The sequence below is a fragment of the Cellulosimicrobium cellulans genome (assembly GCF_024124905.1).
Lineage (GTDB): Bacteria > Actinomycetota > Actinomycetes > Actinomycetales > Cellulomonadaceae > Cellulosimicrobium > Cellulosimicrobium cellulans_G.
This window is the reverse complement of sequence record NZ_JAMXST010000007.1, coordinates 171,078-191,106: the sequence shown is the minus strand read 5'-3', so window position 1 is coordinate 191,106 and position 20,029 is coordinate 171,078. Positions and strand designations below refer to the sequence as shown.

Below are 20,029 nucleotides of genomic sequence, written 5' to 3'. Positions count from 1 at the left end.
GTACAACGTTTCGCGGGCGCCGCTCGTCTCATGGTGCGACAGGACGAACGCACCCGCGACGTCCCACCTCGAGGAGGACCGTGCGACCAGCGACCGGCCAGGACCGCCCCGCCGACGACCCGCTCACGGTGCTCGTGCGGGACCGCGGCAGCGCGCTCGTGGGCTACGCGTACCTCCTCACCGGGGACGTCTCCGCCGCCGAGGACCTCGCGCAGGAGGCCGTGGTCCGCGTGTTCGTCCGGTCCCGACGCCACCGATGGCCCGACGCACCCGAGTCGTACGTGCGCCGTGCCATCCTCTCGCTGTACGTCGACGGGTACCGGCGCTCCCGACGCTGGCGCGACGTCGAGCACCTCGTCGCCGTTCCCCCGCACCGGGACGGCCCGGCGGACGCCGCCGACACCTCCGCCGACGTCCGCGACGCGCTGCGCGCGCTCGCGCCGCAGGAGCGCGCGTGCGTCGTGCTGCGCTACTACGACGACCTCACCGTCCCGCGGATCGCCGAGCACCTCGGGCTCTCCGTGGGGACGGTCAAGCGCTACCTGCACAACGCCGTCGGCAAGCTCGAGACCCTCCTGGGCCCCCTCGACGACGCGGCGGACGACGACACCGACGACCAGGTCGGGCTCGTGACTCCCCACGCCCCGACCACGCCTCGGAGGGCAGACGCATGACCCGCCTCGACGACTCCCTCCACGAACTCGCCGACACGCCACGACGCGAGGGCGTCGTGCTGCCGCTCGCCGACGTCCAGCACCGGGTCCGCCGCGGACGACGCGTCCGCCGCACCGCGACGGCCGGGATCGTGACGGCCGGCGTCGTGGGGGTCGGCGTCGCGGCCGTGTCGCTGGGACTCCCGGGATGGCGTGCCACCGAACCCCCGCCCGCGGCCACGTCCGCTCCTCCGGAGGTCGTCGCACCGCTCGTCGGGACGACCGTCGCGTGCGGGACTCCCGAGGCGGACCTCGCCGCCACGACGACGCTCACGCTCACCGGGCCGGGCGGCGCCGGGGTCCCCGGCGTGCAGGAAGGAGACGTCGGGTCCCTCGAGCTCACGAACCACGGCGAGGAGCCGTTCGTCGCGGCGTCGAACGGTTTCGCACGCACGGTGCTCGTCGACGACGCGGTGGTCGTCGCCGTGCCGATGATGGAGCCCGCCCCGTTCCACCCGATCGACCTCGCGTCCGGGGAGCGCCAGCCCTTCGGCATCACCCCGCCGAGTCCGTGCGACGGCGGCACGCTCGCACCCGGCACCTACACCGGCTACTACGTGCTCGAGGTCGACGCGCTCGGGAGCGCCGCCGACCTCGACGCCTGGCAGGGCACGACCGGCACGTCCACGTCGATCGTCAGCGCACCGTTCGAGGTCGTCGTCGGGTGACTCTTCCCGGCAGCGACCCGGGGCGAGGACCCCGCCGTGGGCGATGATGGGCGGGTGACCTCACCGACCGCACCCGCCGCCGTGACCGACCCGACCCCTCACGACCGCGCGCGTGCGCACGCCCAAGAGCTCGCGACGTTCGTCGAGGCGTCCCCGTCGTCGTACCACGCGGCCCACGAGGTCGCGCGCCGCCTGGAGGCCACCGGCTTCGAGCGGCTCGACGAGACGGCGGCGTGGCCGCCGGCGACCGGCAGCGAGGGCGACGGGCGCGCGGGCGGGCGGTACGTCGTCGTGCGGGACGGTGCGGTGATCGCCTGGGCGGTCCCCGCGGGCGCGACCGCGACGACGCCGTTCGCGATCCTCGGCGCCCACACCGACTCTCCCGGCTTCAAGCTCAAGCCGCGGCCCGGCGTCGTGCGCGAGGGCTGGTGGCAGGCGGGCGTCGAGATCTACGGCGGGCCGCTGCTCAACTCGTGGCTCGACCGCGAGCTGGAGCTCGCCGGGCGCCTGGTGACGTCCGACGGCGTGGAGCACCTCGTGCGCACGGGGCCGCTGCTGCGCATCCCGCAGCTCGCGATCCACCTCGACCGCGCCGCGAACGACGGGCTCGCGCTCGACAAGCAGCAGCACACGCAGCCGGTGTGGGGGCTGGCGTCGGCGGCCGGCCCGGCGGGGTCGGACGCGGTGGGCGCGGGTGCCGGGCCGGGCGGCGGGGACGTCGTCGCCGAGCTCGCGCACCACGCGGGCGTCCGGGCGAGCGAGGTCGCGGGCTACGACGTCGTCGTCGCGGACACGCAGGCGCCGCGCGTGTTCGGCGCGCACGGCGCGTTCCTCGCGTCGGGCCGTCTCGACAACCTGCTCTCCGTGCACGCCGGGCTCGTCGCGCTGCTCGAGGTCGCCGGGACGCCGGACGCCCCCGTCGAGGGGGACGTGATCCCCGTGCTCGCGGCGTTCGACCACGAGGAGATCGGCTCCGAGTCACGCTCCGGCGCGTCGGGCCCGTTCCTCGCGGACGTGCTCGACCGGATCGCGACCGGCCTCGGCGCGACGCCCGAGGAGCGGCACCGCCAGCTCGCCGCCTCGCTGTGCGTGTCGAGCGACGTCGGGCACTCGGTGCACCCCAACTACCCGGAGCGCCACGACCCCGCGAACCGACCGCTCGCGGGCGGCGGGCCGATCCTCAAGATCAACGCGAACCAGCGCTACACGACCGACGCGCACGGCGCCGCGGCCTGGGCGCGGGCCTGCGCACGGGCGGGCGTGCCGAGCCAGGAGTTCGTGTCCAAGAACACCGTGCCGTGCGGCTCGACGATCGGCCCGCTCACGGCGACCCGCCTCGGCATCCGCACGGTCGACGTCGGCGTCCCCATCCTCTCGATGCACTCCGCGCGCGAGCTGACGGCGGTCGTCGACCCGTGGTACCTCTCCCGCGTGGTGACGGAGATCTTCCGCGGCTGACGTCCCTCCCCCTCCCCAGCCGCGTCGGCAGTCCCCGCGGTAGCGGGGGCGGGGGCGGCGAGTGGCTCGTTCCGCGTCAGCCGCGGTCGGCGCGGGCGCGGATGCCGCGCAGCATCTTCTGCGTCATGAGGAAGCTCACCGGCTGGAGCGCCTCGACCGTGGCTCTGCCTGCGGCACCGAGCGGGACGTAGCGCTCGCGGACCAGCAGGCGCGACCTCGGTGTGCCGTCCACCGCCGGCGGGAGCGGGCGGACGACGAACGCCCACGAGAAACGGAACGGCATCGTGTCCGGCTGGCCCGGCCCGGGGGCGCCGCGCAGCACGAGGTGCGAGCCCGGCTCCAGGAGCGCGACGCGCAGGGCGACCTCGTCGGCGAGGTGGACGTCGTCGCCGACCGCTAGCCCCTGCCAGCGCTCCTCGATCGCGTCCGCGCTCCGGATGCCCAGCCCCACGAGGTTCTCGAGCGCGTCGTAGGAGTAGAAGCCCCCGCGGCCCTGGCCGAGCTGCACGAGCCACGGCCAGACCTGCGCCGGCGGAGCGTCGACCGTGACCGCCCGCGTCGCGACGACGGCACGCGCGTCGGGCACGAGGTCGTCGCCCGGGAGCACGCACTCGTGCTCGCCCTCCCACGTGCCCCACGTCTGGGTCATGCGCCGGGTGAGCAGGAGCGCCCCGACGGCCAGCGCCGTCGTCGCCACGACCCGGACCCCGCGCACCGCTCCCATGCGTCGATCCTCGGCCGCGCGGTGCGCGCCGCGCGAGGGCCGGAGGTCCCGCGCACGGCCGCCGTCGGGCCGAAGGATGGGCCGGAGGTGGGAGACTCGGAGGCGTGCCGCACGCCCCCTCCCCCACCTCCCTGCGACCGACGAGCGCGGCCCTGCTCGACGTGCTGCGCGCGGGCGGGCGACGCGACGAACGGCTGCTGCACGTGCGCGAGCTGCCCGCGCGGGCCGGCACCCAGGCCGAGTGGCCGGCGTGGGCCGACGCGTCGCTCGTCGCCGGCTACCGCGCGCTCGGCGTCGACCGCCCGTGGGAGCACCAGGTCGCGGCGGCCGACGCCGCGTGGTCGGGCCGGCACGTCGCGCTCGCCACCTCGACGGGCTCCGGCAAGTCGCTCGCGTTCTGGCTCCCCGCCCTCTCCTCGGTCCGGGCCGACGCCGCCGCGCGCCTCCTCGACCCCGGCCGCATCGAGTCGGTCGCCCGACGCGGCGCCGTGCTCTACCTCTCGCCCACCAAGGCGCTCGCCGCCGACCAGCTCTCGGGGCTCCAGCGGCTGCTCGACGCCGCCGGGACGCGCGACGTGCGGGTCGCGACGTGCGACGGCGACACCGGGCAGGACGAGCGGCGCTGGGTCCGCGAGCACGCCGACGTCGTGCTCACCAACCCGGACTTCCTGCACTTCGCGCTCCTGCCGAACCATCGCGGCTGGTCCCGGCTCCTGCGTGACCTCCGGTACGTCGTCGTGGACGAGGGCCACGCCTACCGCGGGGTGTTCGGCGCCCACGTCTCGCTCGTCCTGCGGCGGCTGCGGCGCCTCGCCGCGCACTACGCGCGCGAGGGCGACCGGCCGCTGACGTTCGTCGTCGCGTCGGCCACGACCGCCGACCCTGCGACGAGCGCCGCACGCCTCGTGGGCGTCGAGCCCGACGACGTCGTGACGGTCGCGCAGGACACGTCGCCCGCGGGGCGCAAGACGTTCGCGCTGTGGGAGCCGCCCGTCGTCGTGGGCTTCGACGCGGCCACCGACGCCGGTCCCGCCGAGGGGCACCACGACGACGACCCGACGGTCCCGACGGCCGTGGACGCCGCAGCCGAGCACCCGCGGCGCAGCGCGACGGCCGAGGTCGCGGACCTGCTCGCGGACCTCGTCATCGCGGGCGCGCGCACGCTCGCATTCACGCGCTCGCGCCGCGGGGCGGAGTCGGTCGCGGTCCAGACGCAGGACAGCGTGCGCGTCGTCGACCCGCGGCTCGTGCGGCGCGTCGCCGCCTACCGGGGCGGGTACCTGCCCGAGGAGCGGCGCGAGCTCGAGGACGCCGTGCGCACGGGCGACGTCCTGGGCCTCGCGACGACCAACGCGCTCGAGCTCGGCGTCGACATCTCCGGCCTCGACGCCGTCCTCATCGCGGGCTGGCCGGGCACCCGCATGTCCGTGTGGCAGCAGGCGGGCCGCGCCGGGCGCGCGGGCGCGGACGGCCTCGTCGCGTTCGTCGCACGGGAGGACCCGCTCGACACGTTCCTCGTGCACCACCCCGAGGCCGTGTTCGACGCCCCGCTCGAGGCGACCGTGTTCGACCCCGCCAACCCGTACGTCCTCGCGCCCCACCTGTGTGCGGCAGCGGCCGAGAACCCGCTGCGCTCCGAGGACCTCGCGGCCTTCGGCGACCCCGACGCCGTGCGCGGTCTCCTCGACGTGCTCGTCGCCCGCGGCGCGCTGCGCCGTCGCGCGTCCGGGTGGTACTGGACGCACGCGCAGCCCGCGTCCGGCATGACGGACCTGCGCGGCTCGGGCGGCACGCCCGTGCGGGTCGCCGAGGCGCGCACCGGCCGGCTGCTCGGCACGGTCGACGCCGCGTCCGCGGACGGGTCCGTGCACGACGGCGCGGTGTACGTCCACCAGGGCCGCACCTACGTCGTGGAGCACCTCGACCTGGCCGACCACGTCGCGCTCGTGCGCCGCCAGGACGTCGACCACGGGACGTGGTCGCGGTCGGCGACGTCCATCACGATCGTCGACGAGCCCGCGGACGGGGACGTCGCCGCCGGGCGGGAGGTCGTCGAGCGGAGCTGGGGGCCCGTCGGCTGGGGGTACGGCCCGGTCGACGTGTGCTCGCAGGTCGTGAGCTTCCAGCGCCGGCGCCTCCCGGACATGCAGGTGCTCGGCACCGAGACCCTGGACCTCCCCGAGCGCACGCTCCCCACGATGGCCGTGTGGTGGACCGTCCCGCAGTCGGTGATCGAGGAGGCGGAGGTCGACGCCGACGAGCTGCCCGGCGCGCTGCACGCCGCCGAGCACGCGTCGATCGGCCTGCTCCCGCTCCTCGCCACGTGCGACCGCTGGGACCTCGGCGGCGTCTCCACCGCGCTGCACGCCGACACCGGCGAGGCGACCGTGTTCGTGCACGACGCCTACCCCGGCGGGGCCGGCTTCGCCGAGCGCGGGTTCGAGCTCGGCGCGACCTGGCTCCGCGCGACGCGCGACGCCATCGCGCGCTGCCCCTGCCACGACGGCTGCCCGGCGTGCGTGCAGTCGCCGAAGTGCGGGTCGTACAACGCCCCGCTCGAGAAGGCCGCCGCCGTCCGCCTGCTCGACGCCGTCCTCGCCCACGCCCCGGCGGGCGAGGATCTCGACCGCACGAGCGACGGCCCCGCCTCCACGAGCGAGGAGCCCGGCCGCAAGAGCTAGGACCGGGGCCCCACGGGAGAGAACCTGGGTGCCGCGAGGGAGAACCGTGGTTGCGCGGAGTAGAACCGCGGTTGCGCGGGGTAGAACCGCGGTTGCGCGAGGAGAACTGTGGTCGCGAGGGAGAACTGCGGTTGCGCGAGGGAGAACCGTGGTCGCGAGAGGGAGAACCGCGGTCGCGCGAGGTCGAACCGCGGTCATCGTGCGGTCGCCGGGCCTGCGCGTGCGGCGGCGCTCGCCCGGCCGAGCGCGACACCGAGGACGGTGACGCCGACCGTCGTGGTGACATCCACCCGCACGACCCCGCCGCCCTGGTCTGCGCACGCCGTGACCGACACCGCGTTGCGGGCCGCGACCGCACGGGCGCGGTCGCACGGGTCCCAGCCGTCCCGAGCGGCCGTGGCGGCTGCGAGCGCCGCGAGGTCGGCGCCGGTCTGCGCCGCTCCGCGGGCTGCCTGGGCGTGCGCGAGCGCCGCCAGACCGAGGGCCAGCACGAGCACGGCCGCGACGATCCCGAGCACGAGCACCGTGCCCGCGCCGCGCTCCGCGTCGGGCGCCCCGGCGTGCCGCCCGGTCCCGGCCCGGGCCGGGCGGCGACCGGTGCGGCGTCCCGGCCACGCACGCGCGGGCGCGCTGGTCCCGACGACGCTCCGGTCCGGGGTCATGGCTCGACCCACGCGACGGCCTCCCCGCTCGCGCGCAGCGGCGACCCGGAGAGCCAGCCGCCGACGACGGGCGTCGTGACGCGGACCTCCACCCACGGGTCCCCGCGCGTCACGCCGACGGTCGCGTCGTCCCCCGCCACCCGGAGCGCCGTCGCGCGTACAGTCGCGTCGTCCTCGCCGATGGCCGCGGCACGGGCGGCGGCCCTCGCCGCGTCGGCGGAGCGCATCTGCGCGCCCGCCGCCGCGGCGAGGGTGAGGACGACGACGAGGACGAGGACGACCGCCGGCAGCGCGACGGCGAGCTCGGCCGTGACCGCACCACGCTCCCGGTCGTCGCGCGACCGGACCTTGCACTGGCCGACCTCGGGCGAGCCGACCTCGCGCGGGCGGACCTCGGGCGAACCGACCTCGTGCGGGCCGACCTCGTGCGGGCGGAGCGCCCACGGCCGGGGCGCGCGCCACGCACCGGTGCCCGAGCCTGCGTCCCGTCGCACGGCTCAGCCCAGCGACAGCGCGCTGCGCACGATGCCGAGCAGCAGCTCGCGCACCTCGCCGCTCTTGAGCACGACGATGAGCAACCCGGCGAAGCCCGCCGCCGCCACGGTCGCGATCGCGTACTCCGCGGTCGCGAGACCGGCCTCGCCGTCCTGTCCCGCGCTCTGTCCCGTCAGACGCGCGAGCGCGCGCCGTCCCTGTCCTGCCATGGGTGCTTCCCCCTTCTCGTGGCCCGTGGTCACGGGCGTGCGGCGCCACCGTGCCGCACACGAGCGCGCTCCCGCACGGCGCTGACACCGGACGGTGGACGGGACCGTCTCGATCCGGGCCTGTGGACGCCCACGCGCGTAGCATCCTGGCGTGGCACGACCGTCGGAGGGTGCAGCGCGGTCCGCACGCCTCGACCCCGCGAGCCTGGTCACCCTCGTGTGCGGCGTCCTGTGCCTCGTCGTCGCGGTTCTCGCTGCGCTCGCCCCGACCGCCGTCGTGCGCTACCGGCACGCGAACGACGCGTCGAGCGCGTGCCTGCTGGAGCAGCAGGCGCCGCCCGGGTTCGACGGCTACACCGACCGCGTGGTGGGGCGGTTCACGGTCCTGCCGGCCCGCGTCGACTGCGCCTGGCACCTGCCCGACGGCCGCGAGGTGCGGACGTCGCGCGCGGTCCTCCCCGGCATCACGACGGCCGCTCTCGTCCTGGGCGGCGTCGGGATCGCGGGCGTGGGGGCCACGGGCCTCCGCGTCGCACGCAGAGCGCCACACGGGTAGCCGAGTGCCACCCGGGTAGCCGAGTGCCGCCCGTGCACCGGGGAGGTCGACGCTCACCGTCAACCCAGCAGGCCCGACCCCAGCGAGACGAGGACGGGCACGAGCCCGACGAGCACGAACGCCGGGAGGAAGCACGCGCCGAGCGGGAGGACGAGGTGCACGGCGAGGCGCGCCGCGGCGGCCTTGGCGGCGGCGGTCCGGTCCTGGCGCGACGCCTGCGCCGCGGCGCGCAGCGCGGGCGCGGGGGCCGCGCCGTGCAGCCAGGCCGGACGCAGCGCGCGCCGCACGACCTCGAGCCGCGGTGGCGCCGTCGCCCAGGCGGCGTCCCACGACGCGCCGAGGAGGAGCGCCGCGCCCGCGGCTCGCAGGGCGGCGCCCTCCCGACCGCCGACGCACGCCCCGACCACGTCCAGGGCGCGCGGGACGGCTGCGCCGGAGCGGACCGCCGCCGCGAGGAGCTCGAGGAGCACGCCCGTCTCGAGGGGTCCGTCGTCCGGTCGCCCTCGACCTCCGCCCCGTCCCTCCCGCTCCGCCTCGCCCGTCGCCCCGCCGGGGCTGCCTGCGGTGCTCTCCGGCTGTCGCGACACCGCGACGGCCCGCCGCACGACGGCCGCCCGCGCCGCCCACCACGGCGCGGTCGCCACCAGGACCCACGCCGTCACCAGGAGCGCGGTCACCGGTCCTCCCCCGCAGCGCGCGCCCGCTCGACGAGCCGCCCGGACCAGGTGCGCCCCGCGAGCAGGAGCACGAGCCCGAGGATCACCCCGACGGACCCGATGCCGCCGTCGGTCGCGGTGCCGAGCGGGTCGGCCCCGAGGACGTAGCCCAGCAGGACGCCCACCGCCGGGAGCCACAGGAGCACGCGCGCGGTCGCCCGCGGCCCGGCGAGCGCGGCGTCCCGCTCGGCGCGGGCCTCGGCGTCCGCCGCCACCGACGCCGCGACCTCGTCGAGCACCGGGGCCAGCGGTGCGCCCACCTCGACCGCGAGCCGGCACGCCGCCACGAGGGCCCGCGCCGTGGGGAGCCCGCCCACGTGCGGCGCGAGGTCGACGACGCGGGGGACGCCCGCGGCGTCGACCCGCACCCCGAGCGCCCGCTCCCACGCCGCGCCGGGCGCGGCCCCGGACCGCAGGAGCGACCCGACCTGCGTCACGACGACGCGCACGAGCTCCGGCACGGCCCGCACCCGGGACCTGCGCCGCAGGAACGCCGGTCGCCCCGTCCGCGGCGAGGACCGGCCGACGATGCTGCGGGCCGGGCGTCCGCCTCGCGCTACGGCGCACCAGACCGCGGCGCCGACGAGCGCACCGACGAGGCCCGTCACGTGAACCTCACGCGCACCACCGCGCCAGGAGCTCGTCCCACGCGGGGCCGGCGACGGGCCCCGTGCCATCGGCCGGCGACCTGTCGGCCCGGTCCGGCCCCTCCGGAAGCACCGGAGCGCCGTCCCACGACCCCGCGAGGTCCACGCGCAGACCATCCCGCTCGTCGCTCCGCACGACGCCGATCTGGGCGAGCACGCGCCGGGTCGTGCCGCCCGCGCGCAGCCGACGCAGGTGCAGCACCACGTCGAGCCCGCCGGCGGCCTGCGCCGCCACGGCGGCGCGGTCCATCCCCGCGAGGGCCGCCAGCGCCTCCAGGCGCGCGGGGATCACCTCGACGTCGTTCGCGTGGATGGTCGCCAGCCCGCCCTCATGGCCGGTGTTGAGCGCCATGAGCACCTCGCGCACCTCCGCGCCGCGGCACTCGCCCAGCACGATGCGGTCGGGGCGCATCCGCAGCGCGGCGCGCACGAGGTCGGCGAGGTCGACGCCGCCCGCGCCCTCGACGTTCGCCCGGCGTGCCGTGAGCGGGACGACGTGCGGGTGGTCCGGGTCGAGCTCGCGCGCCTCCTCGACGCAGACGATGCGCTCGTCGGGCGGGACGAGCGCGAGCAGCGCGGCGAGCAACGTCGTCTTGCCGGTCCCGGTCCCGCCGGAGACGAGCACGCTCGCGCGCGCCGCGACGAGCCGGCGCAGGACCGGCTCCCAGGCGTGCGGGACCGTGCCGGACGCGACGAGGTCGGCCAGGCCGAACGTCCGCGTCCGCAGCACGCGCAGCGAGATCACGGCCCCGGCCCCGCACACCGGAGCCACCACCGCATGGAGGCGCGTCCCGTCGGGCAGCCGGGCGTCGACCACGGGCGAGGCGTCGTCGAGTCGCTGCCCGCCCGCGACGGCGAGCCGCACGGCCAGCGATCGCACGGCCTCCGGCCCTCCGAGCGGGACGACGACGCGTTCGAGCCCGGCGCCGCGGTCGACCCAGACCTCGTCGGGCCCGTTGACGAGCACGTCGGTCACCCCGGGCTCGTCGAGGTAGCGCTGGAGCGGTCCGGCGCCGAAGATCTCCGCGTGCGCCGTGCGCGTCAGCTCCCGCAGGGCGGTCGTGCCGAGCACGCGCCCGGACGCCCGCAGCGCGTCGGCGACGGCCGCGTCGTCAGGCCCCGCCGAGCCCAGGCCGGCCTCCGCGCCGGCCCGCACGAGGCGGTCCCGGACGCCGTCCAGCAGCGGGCCGCGCCCCCGTTCCGAGCGTCCCGGCCTCGGGTCGCGCCCGCTCACCCGAGGCTCCCCGCGTACCGCGCCGCGAGGTCGCGTCCCGCGCGCACGACCGGCCCGCGCCCGACGCACGGGCCCTGGCCGCGCTCGATCGCCGCGGCGAGCCCCCGGTCCCAGCCGACCGCCGCGGCGACCCCGAGCCCGACGGCGTCCGCGACCTCCCCGCCGGACAACCGACCCGGAGCCGGTCGGCGCAGGACGAGCGCCGCCGGGCCGGGGACCCGGTCGCGCACCGCCGCGGCGCCCGCGACCCCGGCCACGTCGAGCGGCGTCACGACCAGCACCTCGTCGCACGCCCTGAGCAGCTCCCCGCCGGCACCACCAGGCCCGAGCGCGGCACGGTCGACGTCGAGCACGAGCACCCCCGACCGGCCGGACGTGACCTCGGCGAGCGCCGCCACGACGTCCGCGAGCGCCGCGGGCTCCGGGCCGCCGCCGCGCTCGGTGCTGACGACCGGGACCGTGCCCCACCGCGGCAGGCGCGCGAGGAGGTCCTCGCCGTCGAGCCGGCCGCGCGCGTCGGCCAGGTCGGGCCAGCGCACGCCCGGGTCCTGCTCGATGCCGAGGAGCACGTCGAGCCCACCGCCCACGAGCGCGAGGTCGACCAGGCACGTGGGTGCGCGACGTCGCGCCACCGCGCGGGCGAGCGCCGACGCGACCACGCTCGCGCCCGCGCCGCCGCGCGCTCCCACCACCGCCACGACCGCCCCGCCCATCGCGTCCTCCCCCCGCCCGTCCACCGGCGACCTACCCTGCCGTGACCGGGCGGGTGGCGTCGGGGCGGAACCGCGACCTGTGGACGGGTGCTCCGGCGAGCGCTCCTGTGGACGGCCACGTTCCGCGGCTAGGCTCGCGACCGTGACCCCGCTCCCGGACCCGACGGACCCGCCCCGCACCGGCCGGGTCGCCGCGTTCTTCGACCTCGACAAGACGATCATCGCGACGTCGTCGGCCGCCGCGTTCTCCCGGCCGTTCTTCGCCGGCGGGCTCATCAACCGCGGGGACGTGCTGCGCAGCGCCTACGCGCACTTCCTGTTCATGGTGGGCGGAGCCGACGCGGACCAGACCGAGCGCATGCGCGCGCACCTGTCGAGCCTCGTGACCGGGTGGGACGTCGCCACGGTGTCGCGCATCGTCGAGGAGACGCTGCACGAGCACATCGACCCCGTCGTCTACGCGGAGGCGGTCGAGCTCATCGAGTCCCACCACGAGCACGGGCACGACGTCGTCATCGTGTCCGCCTCCGGGAGCGAGGTCGTCGAGCCCATCGCCGCAGTGCTGGGCGCCGACCACGCGATCTCGTCGCGCATGGCGGTCGAGGACGGCCGGTACACGGGCGCGATCGACTTCTACGCGTACGGCGAGAACAAGGCCGTCGCGATCCGCGAGCTCGCCGCGCACGAGGGGTACGACCTGGAGGCGAGCTACGCCTACTCCGACTCGGTGACCGACGCGCCGATGCTGGGCGCGGTCGGGCACGCGTTCGTCGTCAACCCCGACCGGACGCTGCGCCGGCTCGCCGCCGAGCACGGCTGGGGTGCGCTGACGTTCTCGAAGCCGGTCGCCCTGCGGTCGCACCTCTCGGGGTCGACGCCGGTCCTCGCCGTGGCGGGGGTCGTCGCGCTCGGCGTGGTGGCGTGGGTCGCGTGGCGCGCGCTGCGCCGTCGCCGCCGCGGCTGAGCGGGGCGCGGCCGGGATCACGAGACGACTCCCGCCGCCCGCCGAAGGGCCCGATCCGGACCTCCCGGACCAACCGCTCCGGGCTGTTCGAACGCCCGTAGAACACGGTGTGGAAGTCCCCGCGGAGCGGTTGCGCTCGTCGGCCGCCCGGGCTGTGATGGAGGGACAACAGCATCTCGGCGGTACCCACGCGCAGGAAGTCCACGTAGGGACTCGCTGACCGGACGAGACCCGGCCACGACGGCCACCTCGCGCCGTTGCAGCGGACACGGTTGCACGCCTGATAGCCGCCGCGGTGCTGGCGGGACGGCGCTCCTGAGGGGGCGCCGTCGTCGTGCCGGGCGCGCGGTCGCCGCGCGATACTGGAGCCCATGACGTCAGCGCCGAGTGTCTCCTCCTCCATCACCGTCCGGCTCCAGGTCGAGGCGCGCCCCACCGCCGTGAGCGAGCTGACGACGGCGATCGAGCACACCGGCGGGATCGTCTCCGCCCTCGACGTCACGGCCTCGGGCCACGAGCGCATCACGGTCGACGTCACGGTCGCGACGCGCGGCGAGGAGCACGCCGGGCAGATCGTCGAGGCGCTGCGCGCGCTGCCGGGCGTCGTCGTGGACCGCGTCTCGGACCGCACGTTCCTGCTGCACCTGGGCGGCAAGCTGCAGATCGAGTCCAAGGTGCCGATCCGCAACCGCGACGACCTGTCGATGATCTACACGCCCGGCGTCGCGCGCGTGTGCGAGGCCATCGCGGCCAAGCCCGAGGACGCGCGCCGCCTCACGATCAAGCGCAACACCATCGCCGTGGTCACCGACGGCTCGGCCGTGCTCGGGCTGGGCGACATCGGCCCGCTCGCCTCGCTGCCCGTCATGGAGGGCAAGGCCGCGCTGTTCAAGCGGTTCGCGGACATCGACGCGTTCCCCATCGCGCTCGACACGACCGACGTCGACGAGATCGTGCGCACCGTCAAGGCCATCGCGCCCGTGTTCGCGGGCATCAACCTCGAGGACATCTCGGCGCCGCGCTGCTTCGAGATCGAGGCCCGGCTGCGCGCCGAGCTCGACATCCCCGTGTTCCACGACGACCAGCACGGCACGGCGATCGTCGCGCTCGCGGCGCTGACGAACGCGCTGAAGGTCGTGGGCAAGGACCTGCCCGACGTGCGCATCGTGCTGTCGGGCGCCGGCGCCGCCGGGACCGCGGTGCTCAAGCTCCTGCTCGCCGCGGGCGCGCACGACGTCGTCGTCGCCGACATCGAGGGCGTCGTCCACCCCGCGCGGCCGGGCCTGTCGCCGTCGCTCGCCTGGACCGCCGTCAACACCAACCCGCGCCACGTCACGGGGACGCTGCGCGAGGCCGTCGTCGACGCGGACGTCTTCATCGGCGTGTCCGCGCCCGACGTCCTCACGGGCGACGACGTCGCGCGCATGGCGCCCGGCGCGATCGTCTTCGCGATGGCGAACCCGCGCCCCGAGGTGGACCCGGTCGACGCGGCGAGGCACGCGGCGATCGTCGGCACCGGGCGCTCCGACTTCGCGAACCAGATCAACAACGTCCTCGCGTTCCCGGGCGTGTTCCGCGGCCTCCTCGACGCGCAGTCGCACCGCATCACCGACGGCATGCTGCTCGCGGCCGCGCGCGCCCTGGCGTCCGCGATCCACGAGGACCAGCTCAACCCGACCTACATCATCCCGAGCGTGTTCAACCCCGAGGTGACGTCGCTCGTCGCCGCGGCCGTCGAGCGCGCAGCGCGCGCGGCGGACGCGACCGAGCCCGCCGCGCTCACCGGCGGGCTCCCGCGCGTCGCGCCCGTGCCGGCATCCCCGTCGGCCGCGCCGACCACGACCACCCCGGAGGCCTGACCCGTGCAGCGCGTCACCACCCGCAACGCGGCGTTCCAGCAGTGGGAGGCGCTGCTCACCAACCGCACCAAGCGGCACCGCGCGGGCGAGATGGTCGTCCAGGGCGTGCGGCCGATCACGCTCGCCGTCGAGTCGGGCTGGACCGTGCGGACCTGGCTCGTCGACGCGGACCGGTCGCTGTCGAGCTGGGCGCACGCGATGCTCGACCGCGTCCGGACCCGGCGGTTCGCGGTGTCGTCGGAGCTCATGCGCGAGCTCGGAGGCAAGGACGACGACGCGCCGGAGCTGCTCGCCGTCGTCGCGACGCCGCCCGACGACCTGGGGCGGATCGCCGTCGGCGGCCGTGCCGCCGGGGACGAGGGCGCCGCGTTCCTCGGCGTCGTGCTCGACCGCCCCACGAGCCCGGGCAACGTCGGGACCGTCGCACGCTCGCTCGACGCGTTCGGCGGCGGCGGGCTGGTCGTCGCGGGGCACGCCGCGGACCCGTACGACCCGCGCGCCGTGCGCGCCAGCACGGGCTCGATCTTCTCCGTGCCGACCGTGCGCGTCCCCGCGGGACGCGACGTCCTCGACTGGGTCGCCGCGCAGCGCTCCGCCGGGGTTCCCCTGACCCTGCTCGGGACGGACGAGGACGGCGACGTCGAGCTCGCGGACCACGACCTCACCGGCCCGACGCTCGTCCTCACCGGCAACGAGACGACCGGCCTCAGCGCCGGGTGGCGCGAGGCGTGCGACGTCATGGTGAGCATCCCGATGCTCGGCTCGGCGAGCTCGCTCAACGCCGCGAGCGCGACGACGGTCGTGCTGTACGAGGCCGTCCGGCAGCGCCGGTCCCGCTGACGCCGCCACGGCGGAGCAGCCTCTGCCACGCCGACGGCGACCACTGGCGGGCATTTGCGAGCGGTCCCGCCGAATGATGGACTCCTGTGACCGCGCTCACGACAACGGGTCTAGACTCCCCAAGGTCGGGGCCCACCGTCGTGGGCGTCCGACCGCCCTGCGCCCCGCCGCCCCTCCCTCGGCGGCCCACGCACGGGCGCCGCACCAGAGTCGATGCGCACCGGAGGTCAGCGTGCCAGAGAACGAGTCCACCACTGCCCAGCCCGGGTTGGAGAACCTCCTCCACGAGACCCGGAGCTTCCCGCCGAGCCCGGAGTTCGCCGCGCAGGCGAACGCGAAGCCCGAGCTCTACGAGGAGGCGCGGGCCGACCGGCTCGCGTTCTGGGCACGGCAGGCGAACGACCTCGTCACCTGGCGGACGCCCTTCACCGAGACGCTCGACTGGTCGCAGGCGCCGGTCGCGCGCTGGTTCGCCGACGGCACGCTCAACGCCGCGTACAACGCGGTCGACCGCCACGTCGAGGCGGGTCTGGGCGACCGGGTCGCGATCCACTTCGAGGGCGAGCCGGGCGACACCCGCACCGTGACGTACGCCGATCTGCAGCGCGACGTGTCGCGCGCGGCCAACGCGCTCGCCGCGCTCGGCGTCGAGACGGGCGACCGGGTCGTCATCTACCTGCCGATGATCGTCGAGGCGGTCGTCGCCATGCTCGCGTGCGCGCGGATCGGTGCGCCGCACTCGGTCGTGTTCGGCGGGTTCTCGGCGGACGCGCTGCGCAGCCGCATCGCCGACGCCGAGGCGAAGCTCGTCATCACGGCCGACGGCGGCTACCGCCGCGGCGCCGCCTCCGCGCTCAAGCCCGCGGTCGACGAGGCCCTCGCGCCGAAGGAGGGCGCGGACCCGACGACGGTCGAGCACGTGCTCGTCGTGCGCCGCACCGGCCAGGACACCGCGTGGACCGAGGGCCGCGACGTGTGGTGGCACGACGCGCTCGAGTCGGCCGACACGACCCACACGCCGGTCTGGGTCGAGGCCGAGCACCCGCTGTTCATCCTCTACACGTCCGGCACGACCGGGAAGCCCAAGGGCATCCTCCACACGACCGGCGGCTACCTCACGCAGTCCGCGTACACGCACCGCAACGTCTTCGACCTCAAGGCCGAGAGCGACGTCTACTGGTGCACGGCCGACATCGGCTGGGTCACCGGCCACTCCTACGTGGTCTACGGCCCGCTGCTCAACGGCGCGACCCAGGTGATCTACGAGGGCACCCCGGACTCCCCGCACCAGGGCCGCTGGTGGGAGATCGTGGAGAAGTACAAGGTCTCGATCCTCTACACCGCGCCGACGGCGATCCGCGCGTGCATGAAGTGGGGCGAGGAGATCCCCGCGAAGTTCGACCTGTCGTCGCTGCGCGTGCTCGGGTCGGTGGGCGAGCCCATCAACCCCGAGGCGTGGATGTGGTACCGCCGCGTCATCGGCGGCGATCGCACGCCCATCGTCGACACGTGGTGGCAGACGGAGACCGGCGCGATCATGATCTCGCCCCTGCCGGGCGTCACGGCCGCCAAGCCGGGCTCCGCCCAGGTGCCGCTCCCGGGCATCGTCGCGGACGTCGTCGACGACGAGGCGCGCTCCGTGCCGAACGGCGGCGGCGGGTACCTCGTGCTGTCCGAGCCGTGGCCGTCGATGCTGCGCGGCATCTGGGGCGACCTCGAGCGCTTCACGGACACGTACTGGTCGCGCTTCCCGGGCATCTACTTCGCGGGCGACGGCGCCAAGAAGGACGAGGACGGCGACATCTGGCTGCTCGGCCGCGTCGACGACGTCATGAACGTCTCGGGGCACCGCCTGTCCACCACGGAGATCGAGTCGGCGCTCGTCTCGCACGAGATCGTCGCGGAGGCCGCGGTCGTGGGCGCGAGCGACGACCTCACGGGCCAGGCCGTCGTGGCGTTCGTCATCCTGCGCGGCGAGCACGCCGGCCGGGCGTCCGACGCCGACGGCGCGGCGGCCGTGCAGACCGAGCTGCGCAACCACGTCGCGAAGGAGATCGGCCCGATCGCCAAGCCGAAGCGCATCCTCGTCGTGCCGGAGCTGCCCAAGACCCGGTCCGGCAAGATCATGCGCCGTCTGCTGCGCGACGTCGCGGAGAACCGCACCGTCGGCGACGCGACGACCCTCGCCGACTCGTCGGTGATGGACCTCATCTCGGCGGGCCTGCAGAAGCCGTCGTCGTCCGAGGACTGACCGGCCTTCGCCGACCACGGGGTCGGTGTCGTTCTCCGCGCGAGAACGACACCGACCCCGTTCTCGTGCGCGGGCAGGGTCGTGCTCGGTGGACGGGCACCCGCCCGTCGATATGGCCGTGCCCGACGGCCCGTGGACGGCGTAGCGTCGGGAGGTGATCCCCGTTCCCGCGGCCGACGGTCGTTCCCTCCTGGTCGAGCAGCTCGGCCTGCGCAGCGACTGCGCGCGCTGCACCGGCCTGTGCTGCGTGGGTCTCCACCTCGTGCGCTCCGCCGACTTCGCGATCGACAAGCCCGCGGGCGCCCCGTGCCCGAACCTGCGCGACGACTTCGGCTGCGGCATCCACGCCCGGCTCCGCGAGTCCGGGTTCCCCGGCTGCGTCGCGTACGACTGCCTCGGGGCCGGCCAGCGCGTGACCGCGTCCGTCCGGTCCGCGCACGACGGCGCGACCTGGCGCGACGACCCGGCCGCCGCGCGCGACGCGTTCGCGGCGCTCCCCGTCGTCACGCAGCTCCACGAGCTGCTCTGGTACCTCGCCGAGGTGCTGTCGCTCCCCGCCGCGGCACCCGTGCACGACGACGCGCGCCGGGCCCTCGACCGGACGGCACCCCTCGCGGACCTCGCCCCGGCGGACCTCCTCGCGCTCGACGTCGGCGACGTCCGCCGCGACGTCGGGCCGCTGGTCGACCGCGCGAGCGTGCTCGTCCGCGACGCCGCCCGGCCCAGTGCGTCCCGCCGTCCTCCGGGCGCGGCCGGCGCCGGGTCCCGGTCCGCCCGCGGCCGAGGCCGGACCGAGGGGCACGGCCCGGCGACGGCGCCGCGCGCCGCCGTCGGGCACCGGGTGCCGGACGCCGGTGCGCGACGCCGCCTGCGACCCGGCGCGGACCTCGTCGGCGCCGACCTGCGCGGGCTCGACCTCACCGGGTCCGACCTCCGGGGCGCGCTGCTGCTGGGCGCCGACCTGCGCGGCTCCCGGCTGGACGCCGTCGACCTCCTGGGAGCGGACCTCCGCGGGGCCGACGCGCGCGGCGCCGACCTCGCGCGTGCGCTCTTCCTCACCCCGGCGCAGGCCGGCGCCGTCCGCCGAGACGAGCGCACGACCCTCCCCGCCGCGCTCCTCCCCTGACCGGGCGCACCGCGACGTCGGCACTGCCTGCCGAGATCGGCAGCCGCGACCGCCGATCTGGACCGGGAGCGCCGATCTCGGCGGCGGTCGGCGCGGACGCGGTCGGCGCGGACGCAGTCGGCGCGGACGCTGTCAGCGCAGGGTGGCCCGCCGTGCCAGCGGGGCCGCGAGCACCGCGCACACGGCGACGAGGGCCGCCGCACCCCAGGCGAGCGCGCCGTACGACGAGAACCCGATGATCGCCCCGGCGAGGATGCCGCCGACGGCGCCGCCCGCGTTCATCGCGAGGTCGGAGAGGCCCTGCACGGACGTGCGCGACGGCCCGGGCGTCGCGTCGACGAGCAGTGCCGACCCGGCGACGAGCCCGCACGACCAGCCGAGCCCCAGGAGCACGAGGCCGACCGTCAGCCGCGCGGAGTCCTCTCCCGGCGCGCCCGCGACGACGACCGCGGCCGCGAGGAGCAGCGCGCCCCCGACGTAGAGGACGCGCGCGTGCCCGACCCGGTCCGCGAGCCACCCGACGACCGGGCTCAGGGCGTACATGCCCGCGATGTGCGCGCTGATGACGAGCCCGACGACCTGGAGCGTCGCCCCGCCGTGGTTCATGTGGACGGGCGTCATGGACATGAGCCCGACCATGACGAGGTGGCTGAGGACGATCGCGCCGAGAGCGAGGCGCGCCGTCGGGCTGGCCGACACGACGGCCCACCCGGCGCGCAGGCCGTCGCGCCACGACGAGCCCTTGCCGTCTCCCGGTCCGGCGCCCGGCGCCGCTCCCAGGCCCGTGTCGGACACCGCGTCGGCCGTCGCGCGCGACGCGAGCAGCGGGTCCGGCCGCAGCCAGACCACGACGACGACGGCCGCCAGCGCGAACGCGACCGCCGCGAGGACGAACGGAGCCGCGCTCGGCGCCGTCGAGCCGTGCTGCGCGTGCGCGTCGCCCAGGCGCAGGCCGGGTCCCGCGACGCGGTCCGCGAGCCCGGCGAGGGTCGGTCCGACGACGGAGCCGACCGTCGTCGCCCACACCACCACGGAGAGGTCGCGCGCCCGCCGCTGGGGCGTCGCGAGGTCGGTCGCCGCGAAGCGCGACGCGAGGCCGGCCGCGGTCCCCGACCCGAAGAGGAGCATGGCCACGACGAGCAGCGGCCAGGAGCCCACGAGCACGGCGACGGTCGCGAGGACCGCTCCGCCGGTCGCGACGCCGAACCCGAGGAGCAGGGACGGCCGCCGCCCGCGCTGTCCGGCCACGTGCGCGAGCGGCAGCGCGACGAGGGCGGCACCGACGACGCCGGACGTCGAGGTGAGGCCCGCGATCGCGTCCGACCCGGACAGCGCGGACGCGACGAGCGGCGCGACCGCGATCCCGCTCGCGACGCCCACGCCCGAGAGCACCTGCGTCGCGGCGAGGGTCGTCAGGGTGCGACGCTGCGTCGGGAGGACGGGGACGTCGGAACCGACGTCCGAGGACGGGGTCGCCGGTTCGGGGGCGGGCTGCTCGGTGCTCACCGGAGCA

The 20,029-nt window shown here is 76.5% G+C and carries 19 protein-coding genes; 10 read left to right on the top strand and 9 right to left on the bottom strand.

The genetic code is table 11. The annotated features are described in order from the left end of the window. Nucleotides 1-80: 80 nt before the first annotated feature. Genes NHH00_RS20075 through NHH00_RS20065 form a run of 3 tightly spaced genes read left to right on the top strand, consistent with a single transcriptional unit; the run spans nt 81 to nt 2,839 of the window. Complete coding sequence (locus tag NHH00_RS20075; protein ID WP_253055286.1) at nt 81-674, top strand: sigma-70 family RNA polymerase sigma factor; 594 nt, start codon at nt 81-83, stop codon at nt 672-674. After that, the gene (locus NHH00_RS20070) at nt 671-1,381 is read left to right on the top strand and encodes a hypothetical protein (protein ID WP_253055285.1); all 711 of its coding nucleotides are present in this window, start codon (nt 671-673) and stop codon (nt 1,379-1,381) included. The genes NHH00_RS20075 and NHH00_RS20070 overlap by 4 nt, the downstream gene beginning before the upstream one ends. Nucleotides 1,382-1,435: 54 nt before the next feature. After that, nucleotides 1,436-2,839, top strand: coding sequence for a M18 family aminopeptidase (locus NHH00_RS20065; protein ID WP_374615362.1), 1,404 nt, complete (start codon nt 1,436-1,438; stop codon nt 2,837-2,839). A 76-nt stretch (nt 2,840-2,915) separates the two neighbouring features. On the opposite strand, the gene NHH00_RS20060 is transcribed toward NHH00_RS20065, so the two are convergent. Next, the gene (locus NHH00_RS20060) at nt 2,916-3,563 is read right to left on the bottom strand and encodes an SRPBCC family protein (RefSeq protein WP_253055284.1); all 648 of its coding nucleotides are present in this window, start codon (nt 3,561-3,563) and stop codon (nt 2,916-2,918) included. 104 nt (nt 3,564-3,667) lie between these two features. On the opposite strand from NHH00_RS20060, the gene NHH00_RS20055 reads away from it, so the two are divergent. Then, on the top strand, nt 3,668-6,244 hold the full coding sequence (locus tag NHH00_RS20055) for a DEAD/DEAH box helicase (RefSeq protein ID WP_253055283.1): 2,577 nt from the start codon (nt 3,668-3,670) through the stop codon (nt 6,242-6,244). A gap of 194 nt (nt 6,245-6,438) precedes the next feature. On the opposite strand, the gene NHH00_RS20050 is transcribed toward NHH00_RS20055, so the two are convergent. From NHH00_RS20050 to NHH00_RS20040, 3 genes are read right to left on the bottom strand one after another with little or no spacing between them, the layout of a single operon-like run. Continuing rightward, on the bottom strand, nt 6,439-6,906 hold the full coding sequence (locus NHH00_RS20050; RefSeq protein ID WP_253055282.1) for an Rv3654c family TadE-like protein: 468 nt from the start codon (nt 6,904-6,906) through the stop codon (nt 6,439-6,441). Continuing rightward, nucleotides 6,903-7,400, bottom strand: a complete 498-nt coding sequence (locus tag NHH00_RS21200) for a TadE family type IV pilus minor pilin (RefSeq protein ID WP_308202354.1) — start codon at nt 7,398-7,400, stop codon at nt 6,903-6,905. The genes NHH00_RS20050 and NHH00_RS21200 overlap by 4 nt, the downstream gene beginning before the upstream one ends. Nucleotides 7,401-7,403: 3 nt before the next feature. Then, nucleotides 7,404-7,610, bottom strand: coding sequence for a DUF4244 domain-containing protein (locus tag NHH00_RS20040; protein WP_308202353.1), 207 nt, complete (start codon nt 7,608-7,610; stop codon nt 7,404-7,406). Between the two features lie 151 nt (nt 7,611-7,761). Between NHH00_RS20040 and NHH00_RS20035 the strand changes: the two genes are divergently transcribed. After that, nucleotides 7,762-8,166, top strand: coding sequence for a hypothetical protein (locus tag NHH00_RS20035; RefSeq protein ID WP_253055281.1), 405 nt, complete (start codon nt 7,762-7,764; stop codon nt 8,164-8,166). Nucleotides 8,167-8,225: 59 nt separating this feature from the next. Here NHH00_RS20035 and NHH00_RS20030 read toward each other — a convergent pair whose 3' ends face one another. The 4 genes from NHH00_RS20030 to NHH00_RS20015 form a co-directional block, all read right to left on the bottom strand. Beyond that, nucleotides 8,226-8,843, bottom strand: a complete 618-nt coding sequence (locus tag NHH00_RS20030) for a type II secretion system F family protein (RefSeq protein ID WP_253055280.1) — start codon at nt 8,841-8,843, stop codon at nt 8,226-8,228. Then, the gene (locus tag NHH00_RS20025; RefSeq protein ID WP_253055279.1) at nt 8,840-9,343 is read right to left on the bottom strand and encodes a hypothetical protein; all 504 of its coding nucleotides are present in this window, start codon (nt 9,341-9,343) and stop codon (nt 8,840-8,842) included. Before NHH00_RS20025 ends, NHH00_RS20030 begins: the two co-directional genes overlap by 4 nt. A gap of 154 nt (nt 9,344-9,497) precedes the next feature. After that, on the bottom strand, nt 9,498-10,763 hold the full coding sequence (locus NHH00_RS20020) for a TadA family conjugal transfer-associated ATPase (RefSeq protein WP_374615359.1): 1,266 nt from the start codon (nt 10,761-10,763) through the stop codon (nt 9,498-9,500). After that, nucleotides 10,760-11,500: a pilus assembly protein FlpE gene (locus tag NHH00_RS20015; protein WP_253055278.1), complete on the bottom strand. Its 741-nt coding sequence runs from the start codon at nt 11,498-11,500 to the stop codon at nt 10,760-10,762. Before NHH00_RS20015 ends, NHH00_RS20020 begins: the two co-directional genes overlap by 4 nt. Before the next feature lie 118 nt (nt 11,501-11,618). Between NHH00_RS20015 and NHH00_RS20010 the strand changes: the two genes are divergently transcribed. The 5 genes from NHH00_RS20010 (at nt 11,619) to NHH00_RS19990 (ending at nt 18,516) form a co-directional block, all read left to right on the top strand. Next, complete coding sequence (locus NHH00_RS20010; protein WP_253055277.1) at nt 11,619-12,440, top strand: HAD family hydrolase; 822 nt, start codon at nt 11,619-11,621, stop codon at nt 12,438-12,440. Nucleotides 12,441-12,811: 371 nt separating this feature from the next. After that, complete coding sequence (locus tag NHH00_RS20005) at nt 12,812-14,299, top strand: NAD-dependent malic enzyme (protein WP_253055276.1); 1,488 nt, start codon at nt 12,812-12,814, stop codon at nt 14,297-14,299. Between the two features lie 3 nt (nt 14,300-14,302). Beyond that, entirely contained in the window at nt 14,303-15,139 is an 837-nt protein-coding gene (locus NHH00_RS20000; RefSeq protein ID WP_253055275.1) for a TrmH family RNA methyltransferase, read from the top strand. A 232-nt stretch (nt 15,140-15,371) separates the two neighbouring features. Continuing rightward, entirely contained in the window at nt 15,372-17,390 is a 2,019-nt protein-coding gene (gene acs, locus NHH00_RS19995; RefSeq protein ID WP_253055274.1) for an acetate--CoA ligase, read from the top strand. Between the two features lie 154 nt (nt 17,391-17,544). Beyond that, nucleotides 17,545-18,516 (top strand): pentapeptide repeat-containing protein, encoded by a 972-nt coding sequence (locus NHH00_RS19990; protein WP_253055273.1) that lies wholly within the window; start codon nt 17,545-17,547, stop codon nt 18,514-18,516. Between the two features lie 132 nt (nt 18,517-18,648). Here NHH00_RS19990 and NHH00_RS19985 read toward each other — a convergent pair whose 3' ends face one another. Continuing rightward, nucleotides 18,649-20,022, bottom strand: a complete 1,374-nt coding sequence (locus tag NHH00_RS19985) for an MFS transporter (protein ID WP_253055272.1) — start codon at nt 20,020-20,022, stop codon at nt 18,649-18,651. Nucleotides 20,023-20,029 lie beyond the last annotated feature (7 nt).

What these genes read in the sequence shown, in the direction of transcription:
- NHH00_RS20040 (WP_308202353.1), bottom strand. Translation starts at nt 7,610, where the DNA reads ATGGCAGGACAGGGACGGCGCGCGCTCGCGCGTCTGACGGGACAGAGC.
- NHH00_RS20060 (WP_253055284.1), bottom strand. Translation starts at nt 3,563, where the DNA reads ATGGGAGCGGTGCGCGGGGTCCGGGTCGTGGCGACGACGGCGCTGGCC.
- NHH00_RS20050 (WP_253055282.1), bottom strand. Translation starts at nt 6,906, where the DNA reads ATGACCCCGGACCGGAGCGTCGTCGGGACCAGCGCGCCCGCGCGTGCG.
- NHH00_RS20070 (WP_253055285.1), top strand. Translation starts at nt 671, where the DNA reads ATGACCCGCCTCGACGACTCCCTCCACGAACTCGCCGACACGCCACGA.
- NHH00_RS20005 (WP_253055276.1), top strand. Translation starts at nt 12,812, where the DNA reads ATGACGTCAGCGCCGAGTGTCTCCTCCTCCATCACCGTCCGGCTCCAG.